At 64.1% G+C, this 15968-nt stretch carries 16 protein-coding genes; 11 read left to right on the forward strand and 5 right to left on the reverse strand.

The annotated features are described in order from the left end of the window. The first annotated feature begins 82 nt into the window (after positions 1-82). From ASD44_RS00565 to cysK, 4 genes are all read left to right on the forward strand, one after another. Entirely contained in the window at positions 83-1420 is a 1338-nt protein-coding gene (locus ASD44_RS00565) for a sorbosone dehydrogenase family protein (RefSeq protein WP_056107335.1), read from the forward strand. 496 nt (positions 1421-1916) lie between these two features. Continuing rightward, on the forward strand, positions 1917-2228 hold the full coding sequence (locus tag ASD44_RS00570; RefSeq protein ID WP_056107338.1) for a hypothetical protein: 312 nt from the start codon (positions 1917-1919) through the stop codon (positions 2226-2228). A gap of 53 nt (positions 2229-2281) precedes the next feature. Continuing rightward, on the forward strand, positions 2282-2899 hold the full coding sequence (locus ASD44_RS00575; protein ID WP_056107341.1) for a LysE family translocator: 618 nt from the start codon (positions 2282-2284) through the stop codon (positions 2897-2899). A gap of 161 nt (positions 2900-3060) precedes the next feature. Continuing rightward, positions 3061-4041: a cysteine synthase A gene (gene cysK, locus ASD44_RS00580; RefSeq protein ID WP_056107346.1), complete on the forward strand. Its 981-nt coding sequence runs from the start codon at positions 3061-3063 to the stop codon at positions 4039-4041. Positions 4042-4075: 34 nt separating this feature from the next. Here cysK and ASD44_RS00585 read toward each other — a convergent pair whose 3' ends face one another. Beyond that, entirely contained in the window at positions 4076-5323 is a 1248-nt protein-coding gene (locus tag ASD44_RS00585; protein WP_056107348.1) for an RNA polymerase sigma factor, read from the reverse strand. Between the two features lie 10 nt (positions 5324-5333). Beyond that, entirely contained in the window at positions 5334-5696 is a 363-nt protein-coding gene (locus ASD44_RS00590) for a YciI family protein (RefSeq protein ID WP_056107352.1), read from the reverse strand. 243 nt (positions 5697-5939) lie between these two features. On the opposite strand from ASD44_RS00590, the gene ASD44_RS00595 reads away from it, so the two are divergent. The 3 genes from ASD44_RS00595 (at position 5940) to ASD44_RS00605 (ending at position 9491) form a co-directional block, all read left to right on the forward strand. Further along, a complete protein-coding gene (locus ASD44_RS00595; RefSeq protein WP_056107355.1) occupies positions 5940-6899 on the forward strand; it encodes a TAXI family TRAP transporter solute-binding subunit in 960 nt (319 codons plus the stop codon). A 90-nt stretch (positions 6900-6989) separates the two neighbouring features. After that, positions 6990-9107, forward strand: coding sequence for a TRAP transporter permease (locus tag ASD44_RS00600; RefSeq protein WP_056115157.1), 2118 nt, complete (start codon positions 6990-6992; stop codon positions 9105-9107). Positions 9108-9152: 45 nt separating this feature from the next. Beyond that, a complete protein-coding gene (locus ASD44_RS00605) occupies positions 9153-9491 on the forward strand; it encodes a DUF1850 domain-containing protein (protein ID WP_056115159.1) in 339 nt (112 codons plus the stop codon). On the opposite strand, the gene ASD44_RS18530 is transcribed toward ASD44_RS00605, so the two are convergent. Beyond that, complete coding sequence (locus ASD44_RS18530) at positions 9485-9631, reverse strand: hypothetical protein (protein ID WP_156459729.1); 147 nt, start codon at positions 9629-9631, stop codon at positions 9485-9487. The genes ASD44_RS00605 and ASD44_RS18530 overlap by 7 nt on opposite strands. 340 nt (positions 9632-9971) lie before the next feature. Here ASD44_RS18530 and ASD44_RS00610 point away from each other — a divergent pair, with 340 nt between their 5' ends. The 3 genes from ASD44_RS00610 to ligD all read left to right on the forward strand — a co-directional run bounded on the left by ASD44_RS00610 (position 9972) and on the right by ligD (position 13994). After that, positions 9972-10478, forward strand: coding sequence for a ferritin-like domain-containing protein (locus ASD44_RS00610; protein WP_056107358.1), 507 nt, complete (start codon positions 9972-9974; stop codon positions 10476-10478). Between the two features lie 95 nt (positions 10479-10573). Further along, positions 10574-11449 (forward strand): Ku protein, encoded by an 876-nt coding sequence (locus ASD44_RS00615; RefSeq protein WP_056107362.1) that lies wholly within the window; start codon positions 10574-10576, stop codon positions 11447-11449. Between the two features lie 10 nt (positions 11450-11459). Then, on the forward strand, positions 11460-13994 hold the full coding sequence (gene ligD / locus ASD44_RS00620) for a DNA ligase D (protein ID WP_056107365.1): 2535 nt from the start codon (positions 11460-11462) through the stop codon (positions 13992-13994). Positions 13995-14015: 21 nt separating this feature from the next. Here ligD and ASD44_RS00625 read toward each other — a convergent pair whose 3' ends face one another. Beyond that, complete coding sequence (locus ASD44_RS00625) at positions 14016-14696, reverse strand: winged helix-turn-helix domain-containing protein (RefSeq protein WP_056107370.1); 681 nt, start codon at positions 14694-14696, stop codon at positions 14016-14018. 68 nt (positions 14697-14764) lie between these two features. Between ASD44_RS00625 and ASD44_RS00630 the strand changes: the two genes are divergently transcribed. Beyond that, positions 14765-14980, forward strand: a complete 216-nt coding sequence (locus tag ASD44_RS00630) for a DUF1127 domain-containing protein (protein WP_056107372.1) — start codon at positions 14765-14767, stop codon at positions 14978-14980. Positions 14981-14984: 4 nt separating this feature from the next. Here the strand turns inward: ASD44_RS00630 and mbfA are convergent, their stop codons facing one another. After that, positions 14985-15968 carry an iron exporter MbfA gene (gene mbfA, locus ASD44_RS00635; protein WP_056107375.1) on the reverse strand — a complete coding sequence of 328 codons (984 nt, stop codon included), beginning with the start codon at positions 15966-15968 and terminating at the stop codon, positions 14985-14987.

Consider the following 15968-nt stretch of genomic DNA (forward strand, 5'->3'; position numbering starts at 1 on the left):
GGCCATCACATCCTTGTGTGTCGCGGAACGCGTCCATATCGATACCGTTCTGCCTTGGTATCGACCACAGGAAGGTGACTTCATGAAGCTTGCCGGGCTCACGGCCATATCCTTCATCGCAATGCTCGCGGGCGCATCGGCGCAGGAACCGCCTGTCCTGAAGGGCGAAGCGGCGTTCGGCGACTGGAAGGCTGACAAACCGGGCGTCCGCAGGCTGATCGCCGCGGACGATCTCCAAAGGGCCTCACCGTCGGAAGCATCGTCGAACAGCGCCGACCGCGCCCGCATGCCGGCCGATGCCAGGCCGGATCTGCCGCGAGGTTTCACCGCCGAGATGATCGCGTCCGGCCTGCGCAGCCCGCGCGTCGTGCGCACCGCGCCGAATGGCGATCTCTTCGTTGCCGATTCCCGCGCCGGGCGGGTGCTGGTCTATCGCCTCGGCGAAGACGGAAAACCAACCGGGGACGGCGTTTTTGCCGAGGGTCTCCCGCAGCCCTACGGCATCGCCTTCCATCCGGCCGACAAGCCGCAATGGGTCTATGTCGCCAGCCCGGATCGCGTCGTGCGCTACCCGTACAAGGAAGGCGACATGCAGGCGAAGGGCGAAGCCGAGACCGTCGTCTCGGACATTCCCTCCGGCGGCCACTGGACGCGCGACATCGCCTTCTCCGCCGATGGCAAGACCCTCTACGTTTCGGTCGGTTCGCAGTCCAATGTCGGCCAGGACATGGGCAAAGCGCCGGAAGGCGGCGTCGAGGCCTGGGCGGGGTCGCAACCGCTCGGCTATGCCTGGGGCGAGGAGGAAGGCCGCGCCAATGTGCTCGCCTTCGACGCGGACGGCAAGAACCGGCGTGTCGTCGCCACCGGTCTGCGCAATTGCTCAGGCATGGCCGTGCAGCCTGCCACCCAGGCGCTCTGGTGCGTCGTCAACGAGCGTGACCAGTTGGGAGACAATGTGCCGTTTGAATACGCCACGACGGTCAAGGAGGGCGCCTTCTACGGCTGGCCCTGGTACTATATCGGCGCCAATGAAGACCCGCGCCACGCCGGCGCGCGTCCAGACCTCGCCGGCAAGGTCACGGCGCCCGATGTGCTGATGCAGGCGCATTCCGCGCCGCTGAACATTGCCTTCTATCAGGGCGACCAGTTCCCCGCCGCCTACAAGGGCGATGCCTTCGTGACGCTGCACGGTTCGTGGAACCGCGGCGCCCGCACCGGCTACAAGGTCGTGCGGCTGAGGTTCGAGGACGGCAAGCCGACCGGCGAGTACGAGGATTTCATGACCGGCTTCGTGCTTTCGGACGCCGAGGTCTGGGGCCGGCCGGTCGGCGTCGCCGTCGCCAGGGATGGATCGCTGATCTTGACCGAGGATGGATCGGGCACGATCTGGCGGGTGAGTTACGACCAGAAGCGGTCGTAGACGAACGCCGTCAATCGGGTTGGCCCCGGCGGCGGCGGCGAATCTGGTTCGCCCGGCGTTCAGCGCGTCCTTCGGATCGCGCCCTGATGGATTGCCTGAACCGGGCTGGCGACAAAACATCCCCGCCGATCGTCACCACGCGCCATGCCACGAAACCCAGCCACGCAACGCAAAGCTTCAACACGCGGCGCGTGATCTCGCGCCACGTCCATTTCCTGTCTGGCTCGACCTGAGACACTTTCCGCCCTTTTCCGCTGTTCAGGCTGGAACGAGCAACTTCCGGGCCAGTGGCGCGAATTGATGGGCATCAAAAAGAAAAACAAATTCCGGTGCTTAACAGAGTATTAACGCGCCCGTCCGGACTTTGGAGGGCGCTCGTTCGCTTGTCGCCAGACAATTCAGGATAGAAATTTTCGCGTGAAATTTGTCTAATGAGACGCTGGCTTGAACAAGGACTGGCGACGCTCCGTCATTGCTGCATAGGACAAACCTGCCCATGGCAAAACGGTCTGTGATCTGGATCGGCGCAGGTGCCGTCATTGGCATGGTTGCAGCGCTTGTCGGGATCGGCGCTATGGCGGGCGGTCATGGCATTTACCTGCCCGCGCATATTTTGATTCCTTGGCTCATGCTTATATTGCCAACCGCCGCTGTACCGGGTTCCGCATTGGTGGTGGCCACCCTGCCACCATACCCGATCTACGGTGCCTTGATTGCTTACAAAAGGATTTGGGCTATTCCAGTGGTCGTGCTGCATATACTCGCGATTGCGGCTTCGCTCCTTGTGCGAAGCGAGTATCTCCCATGAGCGCCGGCCGCCAGGCGGTTGGTCATTGAACAGGCCAAATTGGATATCGAGCCATGACTCTTGCCGGTTTTCTCGCCTATTGCGCCGCGCTGGGCATCGCAGCCGCCATTCCGGGGCCCGGCGTCACCGCCCTCGTTGCCCGCGCGCTCGGCTCCGGCTTCCGCTCGTCACTGGCCATGGCGTTCGGCCTGGTCGTCGGCGATCTCACCTATCTCACCGCCGTCGTGCTTGGGCTGGCCTTCCTCGCGCAGACGTTCGGCATCGTCTTCCTCGTCGTCAAATGGCTGGGCGTCGCCTATCTCGCCTGGCTCGGCTGGCGCTTCTGGACCGTCGGCATCACGCCGGAGACGGTCGAGGCCCGCAAGGGCAAGGGCGGGCTGGTTTCGTCCTTCATCGCCGGACTGGCCGTCACACTCGGCAATCCCAAGACGATGATCTTCTATCTCGCCATCACGCCCACCATTGTCGATATCGGCACGATCACGCCCGCCACCTATGGTATTCTGGTGGCGCTCACCATCGTCGTGCTGTTGGTCGTTCTGGTGCCGTACCTCGCGCTCGCCGCGAAGGCGCGCTGGTTCCTGCGCTCACCGCGGGCGCTCAAATTATTGAACCGCACCGCCGGCACATTCATGATGGGCGCGGCGGCGGCGATAGCGGCTCGCCACTAGCTTTTACCGCGACAAAGATTCTAAAAACGGCGGCAAAAAGGAAATCCTATTCCGATGAGTTGGGGTTTTAAGCACGCCATCCACTCTGATATCGTCCGGGCAGAGCCTATCTTCGTCAGCTGGAAACGCCTTTCCGCCGCTGTCCTCTGGGAGCAAGAACAATGAACAAGCCCACCACCTCCACGCGCGTACCCGGCCGCGGCCGCATCTACGATTCGATCACCGAAACCATCGGCGACACGCCGCTGGTCCGGCTCGACAAGTTCGCCACGGAGAAGGGCGTCGTCGCCAATCTGATCGCCAAGCTGGAATTCTTCAATCCGATCGCCTCGGTGAAGGATCGCATCGGCGTGGCGATGATCGAGTCGCTTGAAGCCCAGGGCAAGATCACCCCCGGCAAGACCACACTGGTCGAGCCGACCTCCGGCAATACCGGCATCGCGCTCGCCTTCGCCGCAGCCGCCAAGGGCTACAAGTTGATCCTCACCATGCCCGAGACCATGTCGGTCGAGCGCCGCAAGATGCTGGTCCTGCTCGGCGCCGAACTGGTCCTCACCGAAGGGCCGAAAGGCATGAAGGGCGCCATCGCAAAGGCCGAGGAACTCGCCCAGACCCTGCCGGACGCAATCATCCCGCAGCAGTTCGAGAACCCGGCCAACCCGGAAATCCACCGCACGACCACGGCGGAGGAAATCTGGAACGACACGCAGGGCGGCATCGACATCTTCGTCGCCGGCATTGGCACCGGCGGCACCATCACCGGCGTCGGCCAGGTTCTCAAGAAACGCAAGCCTTCGGTGCAGATCGTGGCGGTCGAACCTGAAGCATCGGCCGTGCTGTCGGGTGGCCAGCCGGGGCCGCACAAGATCCAGGGCCTCGGCGCCGGCTTCGCGCCGAAAATCCTCGATACCTCGATTTACGATGAGGTCGTCCGGGTTTCGAACGAAGATTCGGTGGCCAACGCACGGCTGGTGGCGCGCTTGGAAGGCGTCCCGGTCGGGATTTCCTCCGGCGCCGCATTGCAGGCGGCGATCGTTGTCGGTTCGCGGCCGGAGAACGCAGGCAAGAATCTCGTCGTCGTCATCCCGTCCTTTGCCGAGCGCTATCTGTCGACTATTCTGTTCGACGGGCTGGGTGCCTGATCGCCCACGCAGGGTCCGAAGTCGGTATAGACCATCAGGCGGCGCCCAGCGCCGCCTTTTGCTTTTGCAGGAACTGCCGCACCGCCGGATCGCGCTCGAGGCCGATGGCCTGGTCGTAGGCCAGCGCCGCCTCACGCGCCTGGCCGAGCCGCGCCTGCAGGCCTGCCAGCGCCGCCCAGTAAGGCTGGTAGCCGGCGAGACGTCCATCTTCCGCCAGAGCTTCCAGCGCTTGCAATCCGGCTCGCGGTCCATCGGCCTCCGCCATCGCCACCGCTTGGTTGATCGCCGCCACTGGCGATCCGGTCAATGCCGCCAGCGCCGCATAGAGATCGCGGATCGCCGGCCAGTCCGTCATGCCGGTCAACCGCCGCGCCGTGTGAACGGATTGCACGGCGGCCTCCAGCTGATAGCGGCCGACGCCCTCCATGCCGCTGGCGCGCCGCAGCAGCGCCTCGGCCTCGTCGATCAGCGCCGCGTTCCAGAGCCTCGTGTCCTGCTCGCTCAGCGGCACGTAGTCTCCTTCGCCGTCGCGGCGCGCGCCACGGCGGGCATCGGCGAACAGCATCAGCGCCAGCATGCCGAGCGCTTCCGGTTCTCCCGGCATCAGCCCGGCGACAAGCCGCCCGAGCCATATGCCTTCGGCGGCCAGGTTGCGCCGGCGCGGATCGGTGCCGGCCGGATCGGACCAGCCCTCGGCGAAAGTCGCGTAGATCGCCTCCAGCACGGCGCCGAGCCGCTCGCCGAATTCTGTCCGTTCCGGGACGCGAAAGGGAATTCCGGCATCGCGGATCCGGCTTTTCGCGCGCACCAGCCGCTGCCCCATCGTCGCCGGCGAGACCAGGAAGGCGGAAGCGATCGTCGCCGCGTCGAAACCCAAAATCGTCTGCAGGATCAGCGGCGCGCGGATGCCGGGGTCGATGGCCGGGTGGGCACAGGCGAACATCAGCCGCAGCCGTTCGTCGGGAATGTCGCCGGCATCCTTCGCCGCGTCCATCTCCTCCGCCAGCAGCATCAGGTGCGATTGCGCCTCGATGCCGGTCTTGCGCCGTCTGGCCGCGTCGATGCCGCGCCGCCGGGCGACTGCCAACAGCCACGCTTCCGGCCTGTCCGGCACGCCGTCGCGCGGCCAGTGCTCGATCGCCGCGGCGAAGGCTTCCGCCAGCGCGTCCTCGGCACCGGCGACGTCGCGTGACTGGGCGGCGAGGAAGGCCACCAGCTTGCCGTAACTGTGCCGGGCAGCATTCTCCGCCGCCGCCCGGGCGATGTCGACATCGGAGGTCACCGCGTCATGCCTATTGCGCCTTCCAGATCGGCCGCACCTCGATCGGTCCGCGCTGCGCGGCGGGGCAGCGCGCCGCCCACTGGATCGCCGCGTCGAGGTCAGCGACTTCGATGATGTAGTAGCCGCCGAGCTGTTCCTTGGTATCGGCGAAGGGGCCGTCGAGCACTTCGGTCTTGTCGTCGCGGAGGCGGACCCGCGTTGTGGAGGACGATGGCGCCAGCCGGTCGCCGGCGACCCAGGCCCCGGCCTTCTTCAGCGCCTCGTTGTAGGCCATGAAGGGCTGGGCCATGTCGTAGGCCTTGTCAGGTGTGGCGGTTGGCGCCATGGCGGCCATTGCGGCTTCGTCGACATTGATGAGAAGCATGTACTGCATGGTGGTATCCTCACGATTTTGAAGGCCGCTTCATTGCGTACCGAACCAATGTCGCGCCAACCTGCTCCGTTTCGACACGGCTTAAAAAGATTTCTGCTTTTTGTTCCCGCCAGGCAAGTAGAGCCGCGCGGTTCGATAGTTCGTCTAACGCGCGCAATTTGGGTTGGCATTTCGCGTCCGGTGTCTAAACTCACGCCGGATCGTGCCGGGAGGGCGCGTATAAAAAAAGGGAGGAAACAGTAGATGCTGCATTTCGGCAGGAAATTCATTGTCGCTGGCACGGCGGCGCTGTCGCTCGCGCTCGGCGCCGGTTCGCTCAAGGCACAGGAATTCATAAACGTTCTGACTGGCGGCACATCCGGCGTCTATTATCCGCTCGGCGTCGCCCTGTCGGAGATTTATAGCCAGGGCATCAAGGGCGCGCGCACCCAGGTGCAGGCGACCAAGGCATCCGTCGAAAACCTCAACCTTCTCGAGCAGGGCAAGGGCGAGATCGCTTTCGCACTGGGCGATTCCGTCAAGTTCGCGGCGGAAGGCAACAAGGAAGCCGGCTTCCCCGGCAAGCTTGAGAAGCTGCGCGGCATCGCCGCCATCTACCCGAACTACATCCAGATCGTGGCCAGCAAGGAGTCCGGCATCAAGACGCTGGCCGACCTGAAGGGCAAGAGCCTATCCGTCGGCGCGCCGGCCTCCGGCACCGAACTCAACGCGCGGGCCATCTTCGCCGCCGCCGGTCTGAAATACGAGGATCTCGGCCGCGTCGAATACCTGCCTTTCGCGGAATCGGTCGAACTCATCAAGAACCGTCAGCTCGACGCCACCCTGCAGTCGGCCGGCCTTGGCGTCGCCTCGATCCGCGATCTGGCCACCTCGCTGCCCATCAACGTCGTCGCCGTTCCCGCCGAGGACGTCGCCAAGATCGGCTCGCCCTACATCTCTGTTGTCATCCCGAAGGGCACCTATGACGGCCAGGAAGAGGACGTGCAGACGGCCGCCGTCGGCAATTTCCTCGTCAGCCAGTCGGACGTTCCCGACGAAACCGCCTATCAGATGACCAAACTGCTGTTCGATAACCTCGACAAGCTGACTGCCTCGCATGCCGCCGCCAAGGCGATCGATCCGGCCAAGGCTTTGGATGGAATGCCGATCCCGCTGCACCCCGGCGCGGAGAAGTACTACAAGGAAAAAGGCCTGATCAAGTAAGCCTCAAGGCTTGCCTGATTGCGTAAGGCGCTGTTCCGGCCATCGGCCGGGATGGTGCCTTGCAACGATTTTTCCGGGGAGGACACGACGATGAGCCAGGCAGCGCAGGGTCAGGAAAAACCTGACATCATCCACATTCCGGCCGGCGAGGAGCAGGTCGAGGGTCTGCCGCCCGGCTTCGGTGAAGGCATAGCCGGCAAGGTGGCGTTTTTGATCGCCATCGCGTTCTCCGTCTTCCAGATTTACGTGGCCGCCTATGGCAGCATCCCAAGCCAGGTGGTGCGCGCCATGCATGTCGGCTTCCTGCTTCTGCTCGGCTTCGGTCTGATCGCCAATCTCCGCGCCACCAGCAGCATCGCCAAGACATGGTTCTGGACTCTCGGCATCCTCGGTTTCGCCACCGGCGTCTACAACTGGGTCTTCTATGTCGACCTGATCCGGCGCTCCGGCTTCCTAACGATGCCGGACCTTGTCGTCGGCGCTGTGTTGATTGTGCTGGTTTTCGAAGCGGCCCGCCGCATCATGGGCCTGCCGCTCGCCGTCATCGCGCTGCTCTTCCTGCTCTATTGTTTCTTCGGCAACTACCTGCCGGCGCCCTTCGTGCATCGCGGCTATGATGTCGCCCAGATCATCGACACCTTCGCCTATGGCACGGAAGGCATATTCGGCACCCCGATCTATGTCTCCGCCGCTTACATCTTCATCTTCGTCGTCTTCGCCGCCTTTCTCGAAAAGGCCGGCATGATCGCGCTGTTCAACGATTTCGCGCTGGGGCTGGTCGGCTCCTGGCGCGGCGGTCCGGCGCAGGTCTGCGTGCTCTCCTCGGCGCTGATGGGCACGATCTCCGGCTCCGGCGTCGCCAATGTGGTGGCCAGCGGTCAGTTCACCATTCCGCTGATGAAGCGCTTCGGCTTCCGCTCCGCTTTCGCCGGAGCGGTCGAGGCGACATCGTCGATGGGCGGCCAGATCATGCCGCCGGTGATGGGCGCCGTCGCCTTCATCATGGCCGAAACACTCAACGTGCCTTACGCCGCCATCGTCAAGGCGGCGATCATCCCTGCATTGCTCTATTTCGGCGCGTGCTTCTGGCAGGTCTATCTCGAGGCCGGCAAAGCGAACCTGCGCGGAATGGACAAGGCGAGCCTGCCGAACCCGTGGAAGGCTGTGCGCGAGCATTGGCCGCTGGTGCTGCCGCTTGCGGCGCTCGTCTATCTGCTGTTCGCCGGTTATACGCCGATCTTCGCCGGGACGATGGGCCTGGCGCTGACCATCGTGCTTATCCTCGGCACGCCGCTCGCGGCCTTGATCGGCCCCTTCGCCTTCCGCGTCGTCTTCTGGCTGGCGCTCGGGCTGGCGGCCGCATCCTTCGTCGAATACGGCGTCAACGTCCTGTCGCTGGTCATCGCCGCGCTGGTCATCGCCTGCGTCACCTTCAAGGGCGGGCGCGAAACCTTGCAGATCTGCGTCGACTCGCTGGCCGAAGGGGCGAAGAACGCGCTGCCGGTCGGCATCGCCTGCGCCATCGTCGGCATCGTCATCGGCACGCTGACGCTTACCGGCATCGCTTCCACCTTCATCGGCTGGATCATTTCCATCGGCGAGAACAATCTGTTCCTGTCGCTGGTGCTGACGATGATCACCTGCCTGGTGCTGGGCATGGGCATCCCGACCATCCCCAACTACATCATCACCTCGTCGCTGGCTGGGCCGGCGCTGCTTGCGCTCGACGTGCCGCTGATCGTCAGCCACATGTTCGTCTTCTATTTCGGCATCATGGCCGACCTGACGCCACCCGTGGCGCTGGCGGCTTTCGCGGCCGCGCCCATGGCCAAGGAATCCGGGCTGAAAATCGGCATACAGGCCTCGAAGCTGGCCATCGCCGGTTTCGTCGTGCCGTTCATGGCCGTCTACACCCCGGCGCTGATGCTCCAGGATCCCGGCCCGATCGCGGCGCAGTTCGGCTACCCGGTCGAGGTCACCTACATCGTGCTGAAAGCCTGCATGGGCATCGTGCTGTGGGGCGCGGCGGCGGTCGGCTTCCTGGTCGCCCGCATGGCCATATGGGAGAGGCTGCTGGCGTTCGCCGCCGGCGTGCTGCTGGTCATGGCGTTGCCGCTCACCGACGAGGCCGGCTGGGTGCTGGCCTTCGCCTGGATAGCCTGGCACTGGTGGCGGGCGCGCAAGGCCACGCCGGCTACGGCCGTTTGAGTGATCTTGCCCGCGCTCTGTATCCTCTCCGCCGGCAAGACGGCAATGATCGCCGCCACGGCCTTTACGCTGTCATGGACGCATTCGGTCGAGAAGACGCGCTGGGAGGAGGACTGGAAGCTGACGCCGGCGGGGCTGCAGATCGTCGCCGCGCGAGTCAAGGGCTCCGGCGCGGGCATGGACCCGCCGGAAGGCTCTGTGCTGAAGGATGGCTGGTGGTCCTATGCGCCCAAGGTGGGGCCGCAAAAACGCCTCGTCCTCGCCGCCTCAGGGGCGACGGGCGGCGGCTGGTCGCTCTGCGCGATAGGTGGTTGCACGGTGATCGGCGCCCGGCCGGGCGATCCGGCTGTCGTGACGGCTTGTGACGGCGAACATGATCAGTGAGCGCTCACGCCCAGCACGTTGCCACGGCGGGCGCAGGCCGGGCCAGGTCCGCGCATGTAGTGGCGCTCCGGCCTATAGGTCGGCGCGACGAATTCGCGGATGGCGGCGGCATAGCCGGCGATTTGGTTCCAGATAGTCATTTCAGCACCAGTCCCTGTCCCTTTTTTCGGAGTCCCTTCCGAATTGGGGAAATCGTAGTTCAAAGAGGTGAATCCTCAGTGAACGCGATGTTAATTTTTCCCCGAAAATCAGTCACTTCGTGGCGGGATTGCGGCTAACTGGCGGTCTTTCCGTGCCGGTTGCCGGCATTCTCGCCACTGTGCTTTTTGCGTCACATGGCGCCCCCGCCAGGGCTCGGACTTGCACCGCGGCCTTCGATCACATTTGCCACGCAGTCCCTGTGCGCCGGAACAACGCTGCGAGCGACACGTTGCGCTTAGGACCGGCGAGGGCGGCACAATGAAATCAGGAGATTGAATCATGGGTTTCTTTTCGAAGGACATCAAAACACTGGACGACCTGTTCGTGCACACGCTGCAGGACATCTACTATGCCGAAAAGCAGATCGAGAAGGCGCTGCCGAAGATGATCGACAAGGCGACCGCGCCTGAGCTCAAGGCGGGTTTCGAGATGCATCTGAAACAGACAAAGGGCCATATCGCCCGGGTCGAGGAAGTCTTCGAACTGCATGGCATCAAGGCCAAGCAGGTGAACTGCCCGGCCATCGACGGCATTCTGGAAGAGGCCGACGAAGTCAGCGGCGATATCGACGACAAGCAGGTTCTCGATGCTGCGCTGATCGCCTCGGCGCAGGCCGTCGAGCACTACGAGATAACGCGCTATGGCACGCTGATCGCCTGGGCCAAGCAGATGGGCCGTTCCGACTGCGCCAATGTGCTGGCCAACAACCTCAAGGAGGAGGTGGCCACCGACCGCAAGCTGAGCGAGATGGCGGAATCGAAGATCAACCTGCAGGCAGCCGAGTAAGGGCCGCATTGCCTGCGGGAGCAGGCAAGCTTACGGTCGGGAACCGGAACGGGCTGCGCCCGTTTCGGTTTCTGGTTCATGCGTAGGAGTTTTTCATGGCACCGCGCCCCGCCTGGAAGGGCTATCTCAAGCTTTCTCTCGTCACTTGCGCCGTGGAGTTGACCAACGTGGTCACCCACGCCGAGAAGGTTTCGTTCCGCATCCTCAACCGGAAGACCGGCAATACGGTGAAGCGCATCTATGTCGATGCGGAGAACGGCAAGCCCATTGAGGACGAGGACGAGATCAAGGGCTATGAAGTCGACAGCGGCGACTACGTCCACATCGAGGAGGACGAGATCGACGCGGTGCGGGTCGAATCCTCCGACATGATGAGCCTCGACGGCTTCGTCGACAAAGCCTCGATCCAGCAGATCTATCTCGACACGCCCTACTATCTGGCTCCGGCCGACAAGGTTTCCGAGGACGCCTTTGCCGTCATCCGCGACGCCATGGCGGCGAAGAAGAAGGCAGGCCTCGCCCGCATCGTGCTCTATCGCCGCGAGCGCCCCGTGGTCATCGAGCCGCTGGGCAAGGGCATGGTGCTGACCACCCTGCGCTATGACAACACCGTGCGCCAGCCGGACACCGTCTTCGACGACATCAAGGCGGTGAAGACGGACAAGGAAATGATCGACCTCGCCCAGCACATCATCGACAAGAAAAGCGCCAAGTTCGATCCCTCGAAATTCGACGACAAGTATGAGGAAGCGCTGCTTGAGCTGATCCGCGCCAAGAAGGCCGGCAAGAAGGCGCCCAAGGCCAAGGCTGCCTCCAAGCCTTCCAACGTCGTCAATCTGTTCGACGCACTGAAGAAGAGCCTCGCCGCCGACAACGGCCAGGACGGCGCGCCGGCAAAGGCGGCCAAGGCGTCGAAGAAGAAGGCGCCGGAACCGAAGACGAAGGCGGCGCCCAAGCGCAAGTCGGCATAGGTTCCGGGCGATGGCTGGGCCCGCGCTTGAACAATATCGCGCCAAGCGCGATTTCTCGAAGACCAGGGAGCCGGCCGGCGAGGTTCCGCCGGCCAGGGCCCGCAAGGATGGCGGCGGCATCTTCGTCATCCACAAGCACGACGCCACCCGTCTGCACTACGATCTGAGGCTCGAGCATGGCGGCGTGCTGTGGAGCTGGGCGGTGACGCGCGGCCCCAGCCTCGATCCATCGGAAAAGCGGCTGGCCGTCCATGTCGAGGACCACCCGATCGACTACGCGCCCTTCGAGGGCACCATTCCCAAGGGCGAGTATGGCGGCGGCACGGTCATCGTCTGGGACGAGGGCACGTGGATGCCCGATCACGATCCCGCCAAGGGGATGAAGAAGGGTCATATCGATTTCGAGCTGCACGGCCACAAGCTGGCCGGCAAATGGCATCTGGTGCGCCTGAAGCCGCGCCCCGGCGAGAAGAAGGACAACTGGCTGCTCATCAAGTCCGATGACGCGGCGGCACGCCCCGGCGAGGACATTCTCGCCGATGCCCCGCAGTCGGTGAAGACGGGCCTCACCATCGAGGATGTCGCGGCGGGCAAGGCCGCGAAAGGCGAAAAGCCAAAAGTGTGGCATTCCAACAAGCAGGCGACGGGCAAGGCAAAGCAAAAGGCCGCCGCGAAGCTGGATTTCATCGAACCGGCGCTGGCGACGCTGCAGCGTGAAGCGCCGGGCGGCAAGGAATGGCTGCATGAAGTCAAGTTCGACGGCTACCGCATGCAGGCCCAGCTTGCCGGCACGGATGTGCGGCTCTTGACCCGCACCGGGCTCGACTGGACCGGGCGCTTCGAAGGCCCGATCACGGCGGCGCTCGGCGGCTTGAAATGCGGCGACGCCATCGTCGACGGTGAGATCGTCGTGCTGGCCGACAACGGCGTGTCGTCCTTTTCGCTTCTGCAGGCCGCCCTTTCCGCGAACACCACCGACCGCATGGTCTACTACGCCTTCGACCTGCTGCGCCTGAACGGCGAGGATCTGCGCAAGGAGCCGCTGACCGAGCGCAAGGCGATGCTGGAGCAACTGCTCGCCGGCCAGCCTGACGATTCGGCGCTGCGCTACAGCGACCATTTCACCGAGCCGGGCAGGATCATGCTCAAGCACGCCTGCCGCATGGGTCTGGAAGGCGTGGTTTCCAAGCGCGCCGACGCGCCTTACCGGTCCGGGCGCGGGCTTGCCTGGATCAAGTCGAAATGCACCCAGCGGCAGGAATTCGTCATCGGCGGCTATCTGCCCTCGGAAAAGACCGGACGCGGCTTGCGTTCATTGCTGGTCGGTTATCACGAGGGCGGCAAGCTGAAATATGCCGGCCGTGTCGGCACTGGCTTTACCGCGCGGGTCGCGGACGATCTCAAGAAAAAGCTGGACGCCATCAAGACGGCCAAATCGCCTTTCGACACCAAGGTGCCGGGCGCAAAAGGACTGGTGTGGGTCAAACCGGAACTTGTCGGCGAAGTGGAGTTTCGCAGCTGGACCAGCGACCGTATACTCCGCCACGCATCCTTCCAGGGATTGCGCGAGGACAAGCCGGCGGAGGAAGTCGTGCAGGAAAAGCCGAAAGCCGCGACCAGCAGCAGCGAAAACAAGGCCGCGAAAGCAACCGCCAAGCCGCCCGCGAAGGCAAAAAGCGCTTCGGCGATCGAGACCTCGGTGAAACTGTCGCATCCCGAAAAACTGCTCTGGCCTGATGAAAAGATATCGAAGCAGGCCCTGCTGGAACATTACGCGCTGGTCTGGCCGCGCATGAGGCAGTTCGTTATCGACAGGCCGCTGGCGCTGGTGCGCGCACCGGACGGCGTCGGCGGCCAGCAATTTTTCCAGAAGCATGCGTCGCCCGGCATGAACGAGGCAATCCTCCGCTCCAAGGACCCCGAGGACGGCGAGGAAATCCTCTACGTCAAGGATTTCGACGGCATAGCTGCGCTGGTGCAGATGGGCGTGGTGGAAATCCACATCTGGGGCTGCAAGGTCGACGAGATCGACATGCCCGACCAGATCGTTTTCGATCTCGATCCCGATGAGGGCGTTGGGGTGGATAAGGTGCTGGCGGCTGCACTGGAAATCCGCGCCAAGCTGGAGGAACTGTCGCTGCCGACCTTCGTCAAGACCTCCGGCGGCAAGGGCTACCATGTCATGGTGCCGCTGAAGCCGGCGGCGAAATGGGACAAGGTCAAGGGCTTCGCCCACGATTTCGCCCGCGCCATGGAGCAGGAAGCGCCTGACCGCTACACCGCCACCCTGTCGAAGAAGGCGCGCACCGGCCGCATATTCATCGACTACCTGCGCAACGGCCGCGGCTCGACCACGGTCGCACCCTATTCCTCGCGTGCCAAGAAAGGCGCGACGGTGTCCATGCCGGTGACCTGGAAGGACATCGAGGACGGCCTGCCGCCCAACGCCTTTCCCATCGGCGACAAGACGACTCTTGCCCGCATCGAAGGCGACGATCCGTGGAAGGATTTTTTCAAGCGCGGCAAGGCGCTGAAGCTGGGGTAGGTTTCGGTGGGGAAGGGTGCTTTAACCCAGAAACACCCGCGCGAATTCCTGCTTTCCCTTGGGTGAGAATGTCACAACGCGGCTATCCTTCTCGCGCCGCGCCCATTTCTCCGCCAGGATCTTGTCCAAAATGGCCGCGCCCAGCGTGCCGGCCAGATGCGAGCGGCGCACGCTCCAGTCGAGGCAATCTCGGCACACCGGCCGGCGTGATTTTCCAGGCACCTCGACATCGATGCCGATGGCCGCGAAGTGCGAGGCGCCGTCCTTGCCAAGCCTGATCTCCTTGCCGTCGCGCACCAGCAGCTTGCGGGCCAAAAAGCTGTCCAGCATCTTTACCGCGTGTTCACCGGCCAGGTGGTCGTAGCAGACGCGGGCTTCGCGCATCGTCGCTTCGCGCGGACCGGGGCGCACCCGCTGTGGCCCGAGCGTCGCGGCAACGCCCATGATCGCTTCCAACATCCCCGCCACCTGCGGGCCAGCCAGACGGTAGTAGCGGTGCCGGCCTTCGCTCGCCACGGACAGCAGTCCGCCCTCCAGCAGCTTGGTCAGGTGCGAACTCGCCGTCGGCAGGCCGATGCCGGCCTCCAGCGCCAACTCGCTGGCCGTCAAGGCTGTTCCCGTCATCAGGGCCGTCAGCATGTTGGCGCGCGCCGGGTCGCCGACCAGATTGGCGATGCGGGCGAGATCGGGTCCGTCTTTCATTGTTCGACCTCCATCGAAGCATTGTCGGCAGAGAACCACTATTCTCCGGCGCAATCAAGGAGGCAGTCATGACCCAATTTCAACGGGCCCGGCCGGAACCGGCCGCGCTCCGGCGTTTCCCCCGTTTCAGCCTGCGTGGTTTCTTCGTCCGGCTGATGCGTGCCTATGACCGCCATTTGCAGCGGCTCGACCTGGCCGAACTGGACGACCACAGGCTGCAGGACCTTGGCCTGACGCGGGAGGAGGTTCGCCGCGAATGCGCCAGGTCGTTCTGGCGGCTGTGAGTGTTCACGCGCTGCCGATCAGCACACCTGCCGCGAACACCAGCGCGCCGCCCAGCACCACCTGGAAGGCCGCGCGCAGGAACGGCGTTTCCATGTAGCGGTTCTGGATGAAGGCGATCGCCCACAATTCGATGAACACGACGACAGCCGCCACGCCCGTCGCTGTCCAGAAATGCGGGATCAGATAGGGCAGGGTGTGCCCCAGCCCGCCCAGCGCCGTCATCAGGCCGACGGTGATGCCGCGCTTGATCGGCGAGCCGCGACCAGACAGCTTGCCGTCATCCGAGGCGACTTCCGTGAATCCCATCGAGATGCCGGCGCCGATGGAGGCCGACAGGCCGACGAGGAAGGTCTGCCAGGTGTTCTGCGTGGCGAAGGCGGCGGCGAAGATCGGCGCCAGCGTCGACACCGAGCCGTCCATCAGGCCGGCGAGCCCCGGCTGCACATAGGTGAGGATGAACTGCCGCCGTTCGGCCGCTTGCTCTTCACCCTTCACCTTGCCGGGCACGTGCGTCATCTCGAGCCGTTGGGCCAGCGATTCATGGCTTTGTTCCGCGGCCGCCAGCATACCGAGCAGCTTGCGCGTCTGCGCGTCGGCGGTGCGTTTGGCTGCTTCGACATAGAAGCGGTAGGCCTGCTGCTCCATCTCCTCGGCCTGCCCGCGCACCTTGTCGATGCCGAGCGGCCGCACCAGCCAGTCGGGCTTGCGCTGATAATAGCCGCGCACATGCTCGCGGCGGATCAGCGGAATGCGTTCGCCGAAACGCTTGCGGTGCATGTCGATCAGCGCGTCGCGGTGGCCGTCCTCCTCTTTCGCCATGCCGTCGAATACTTTCGCCGACTGCGGAAACGTCTCGCGCAAGCCGTCGGCGTAGGAACGATAGATGCGGGCGTCGTCTTCCTCGGAGGAAATGGCAAGCGCCAGAACTTCCTGTTCCGAGAGCGAATCGAAGGCGCGGCGGCCGAAGCCGAAAACACGGGAAAGCAT

This window comes from Mesorhizobium sp. Root554, from assembly GCF_001427025.1.
Classification (GTDB): Bacteria; Pseudomonadota; Alphaproteobacteria; order Rhizobiales; family Rhizobiaceae; genus Mesorhizobium.

Excerpts from the sequence above, each read along its gene's own strand:
- ASD44_RS00565 (WP_056107335.1), top strand. The coding sequence starts at position 83 with ATGAAGCTTGCCGGGCTCACGGCCATATCCTTCATCGCAATGCTCGCG.
- ASD44_RS00570 (WP_056107338.1), top strand. The coding sequence starts at position 1,917 with ATGGCAAAACGGTCTGTGATCTGGATCGGCGCAGGTGCCGTCATTGGC.
- ASD44_RS00575 (WP_056107341.1), top strand. The coding sequence starts at position 2,282 with ATGACTCTTGCCGGTTTTCTCGCCTATTGCGCCGCGCTGGGCATCGCA.
- cysK (WP_056107346.1), top strand. The coding sequence starts at position 3,061 with ATGAACAAGCCCACCACCTCCACGCGCGTACCCGGCCGCGGCCGCATC.
- ASD44_RS00590 (WP_056107352.1), bottom strand. The coding sequence starts at position 5,696 with ATGCAGTACATGCTTCTCATCAATGTCGACGAAGCCGCAATGGCCGCC.
- ASD44_RS00595 (WP_056107355.1), top strand. The coding sequence starts at position 5,940 with ATGCTGCATTTCGGCAGGAAATTCATTGTCGCTGGCACGGCGGCGCTG.
- ASD44_RS00600 (WP_056115157.1), top strand. The coding sequence starts at position 6,990 with ATGAGCCAGGCAGCGCAGGGTCAGGAAAAACCTGACATCATCCACATT.
- ASD44_RS00605 (WP_056115159.1), top strand. The coding sequence starts at position 9,153 with ATGATCGCCGCCACGGCCTTTACGCTGTCATGGACGCATTCGGTCGAG.
- ASD44_RS18530 (WP_156459729.1), bottom strand. The coding sequence starts at position 9,631 with ATGACTATCTGGAACCAAATCGCCGGCTATGCCGCCGCCATCCGCGAA.
- ASD44_RS00610 (WP_056107358.1), top strand. The coding sequence starts at position 9,972 with ATGGGTTTCTTTTCGAAGGACATCAAAACACTGGACGACCTGTTCGTG.
- ASD44_RS00615 (WP_056107362.1), top strand. The coding sequence starts at position 10,574 with ATGGCACCGCGCCCCGCCTGGAAGGGCTATCTCAAGCTTTCTCTCGTC.
- ligD (WP_056107365.1), top strand. The coding sequence starts at position 11,460 with ATGGCTGGGCCCGCGCTTGAACAATATCGCGCCAAGCGCGATTTCTCG.
- ASD44_RS00625 (WP_056107370.1), bottom strand. The coding sequence starts at position 14,696 with ATGAAAGACGGACCCGATCTCGCCCGCATCGCCAATCTGGTCGGCGAC.
- ASD44_RS00630 (WP_056107372.1), top strand. The coding sequence starts at position 14,765 with ATGACCCAATTTCAACGGGCCCGGCCGGAACCGGCCGCGCTCCGGCGT.
- mbfA (WP_056107375.1), bottom strand. The coding sequence starts at position 15,968 with ATGCTTTCCCGTGTTTTCGGCTTCGGCCGCCGCGCCTTCGATTCGCTC.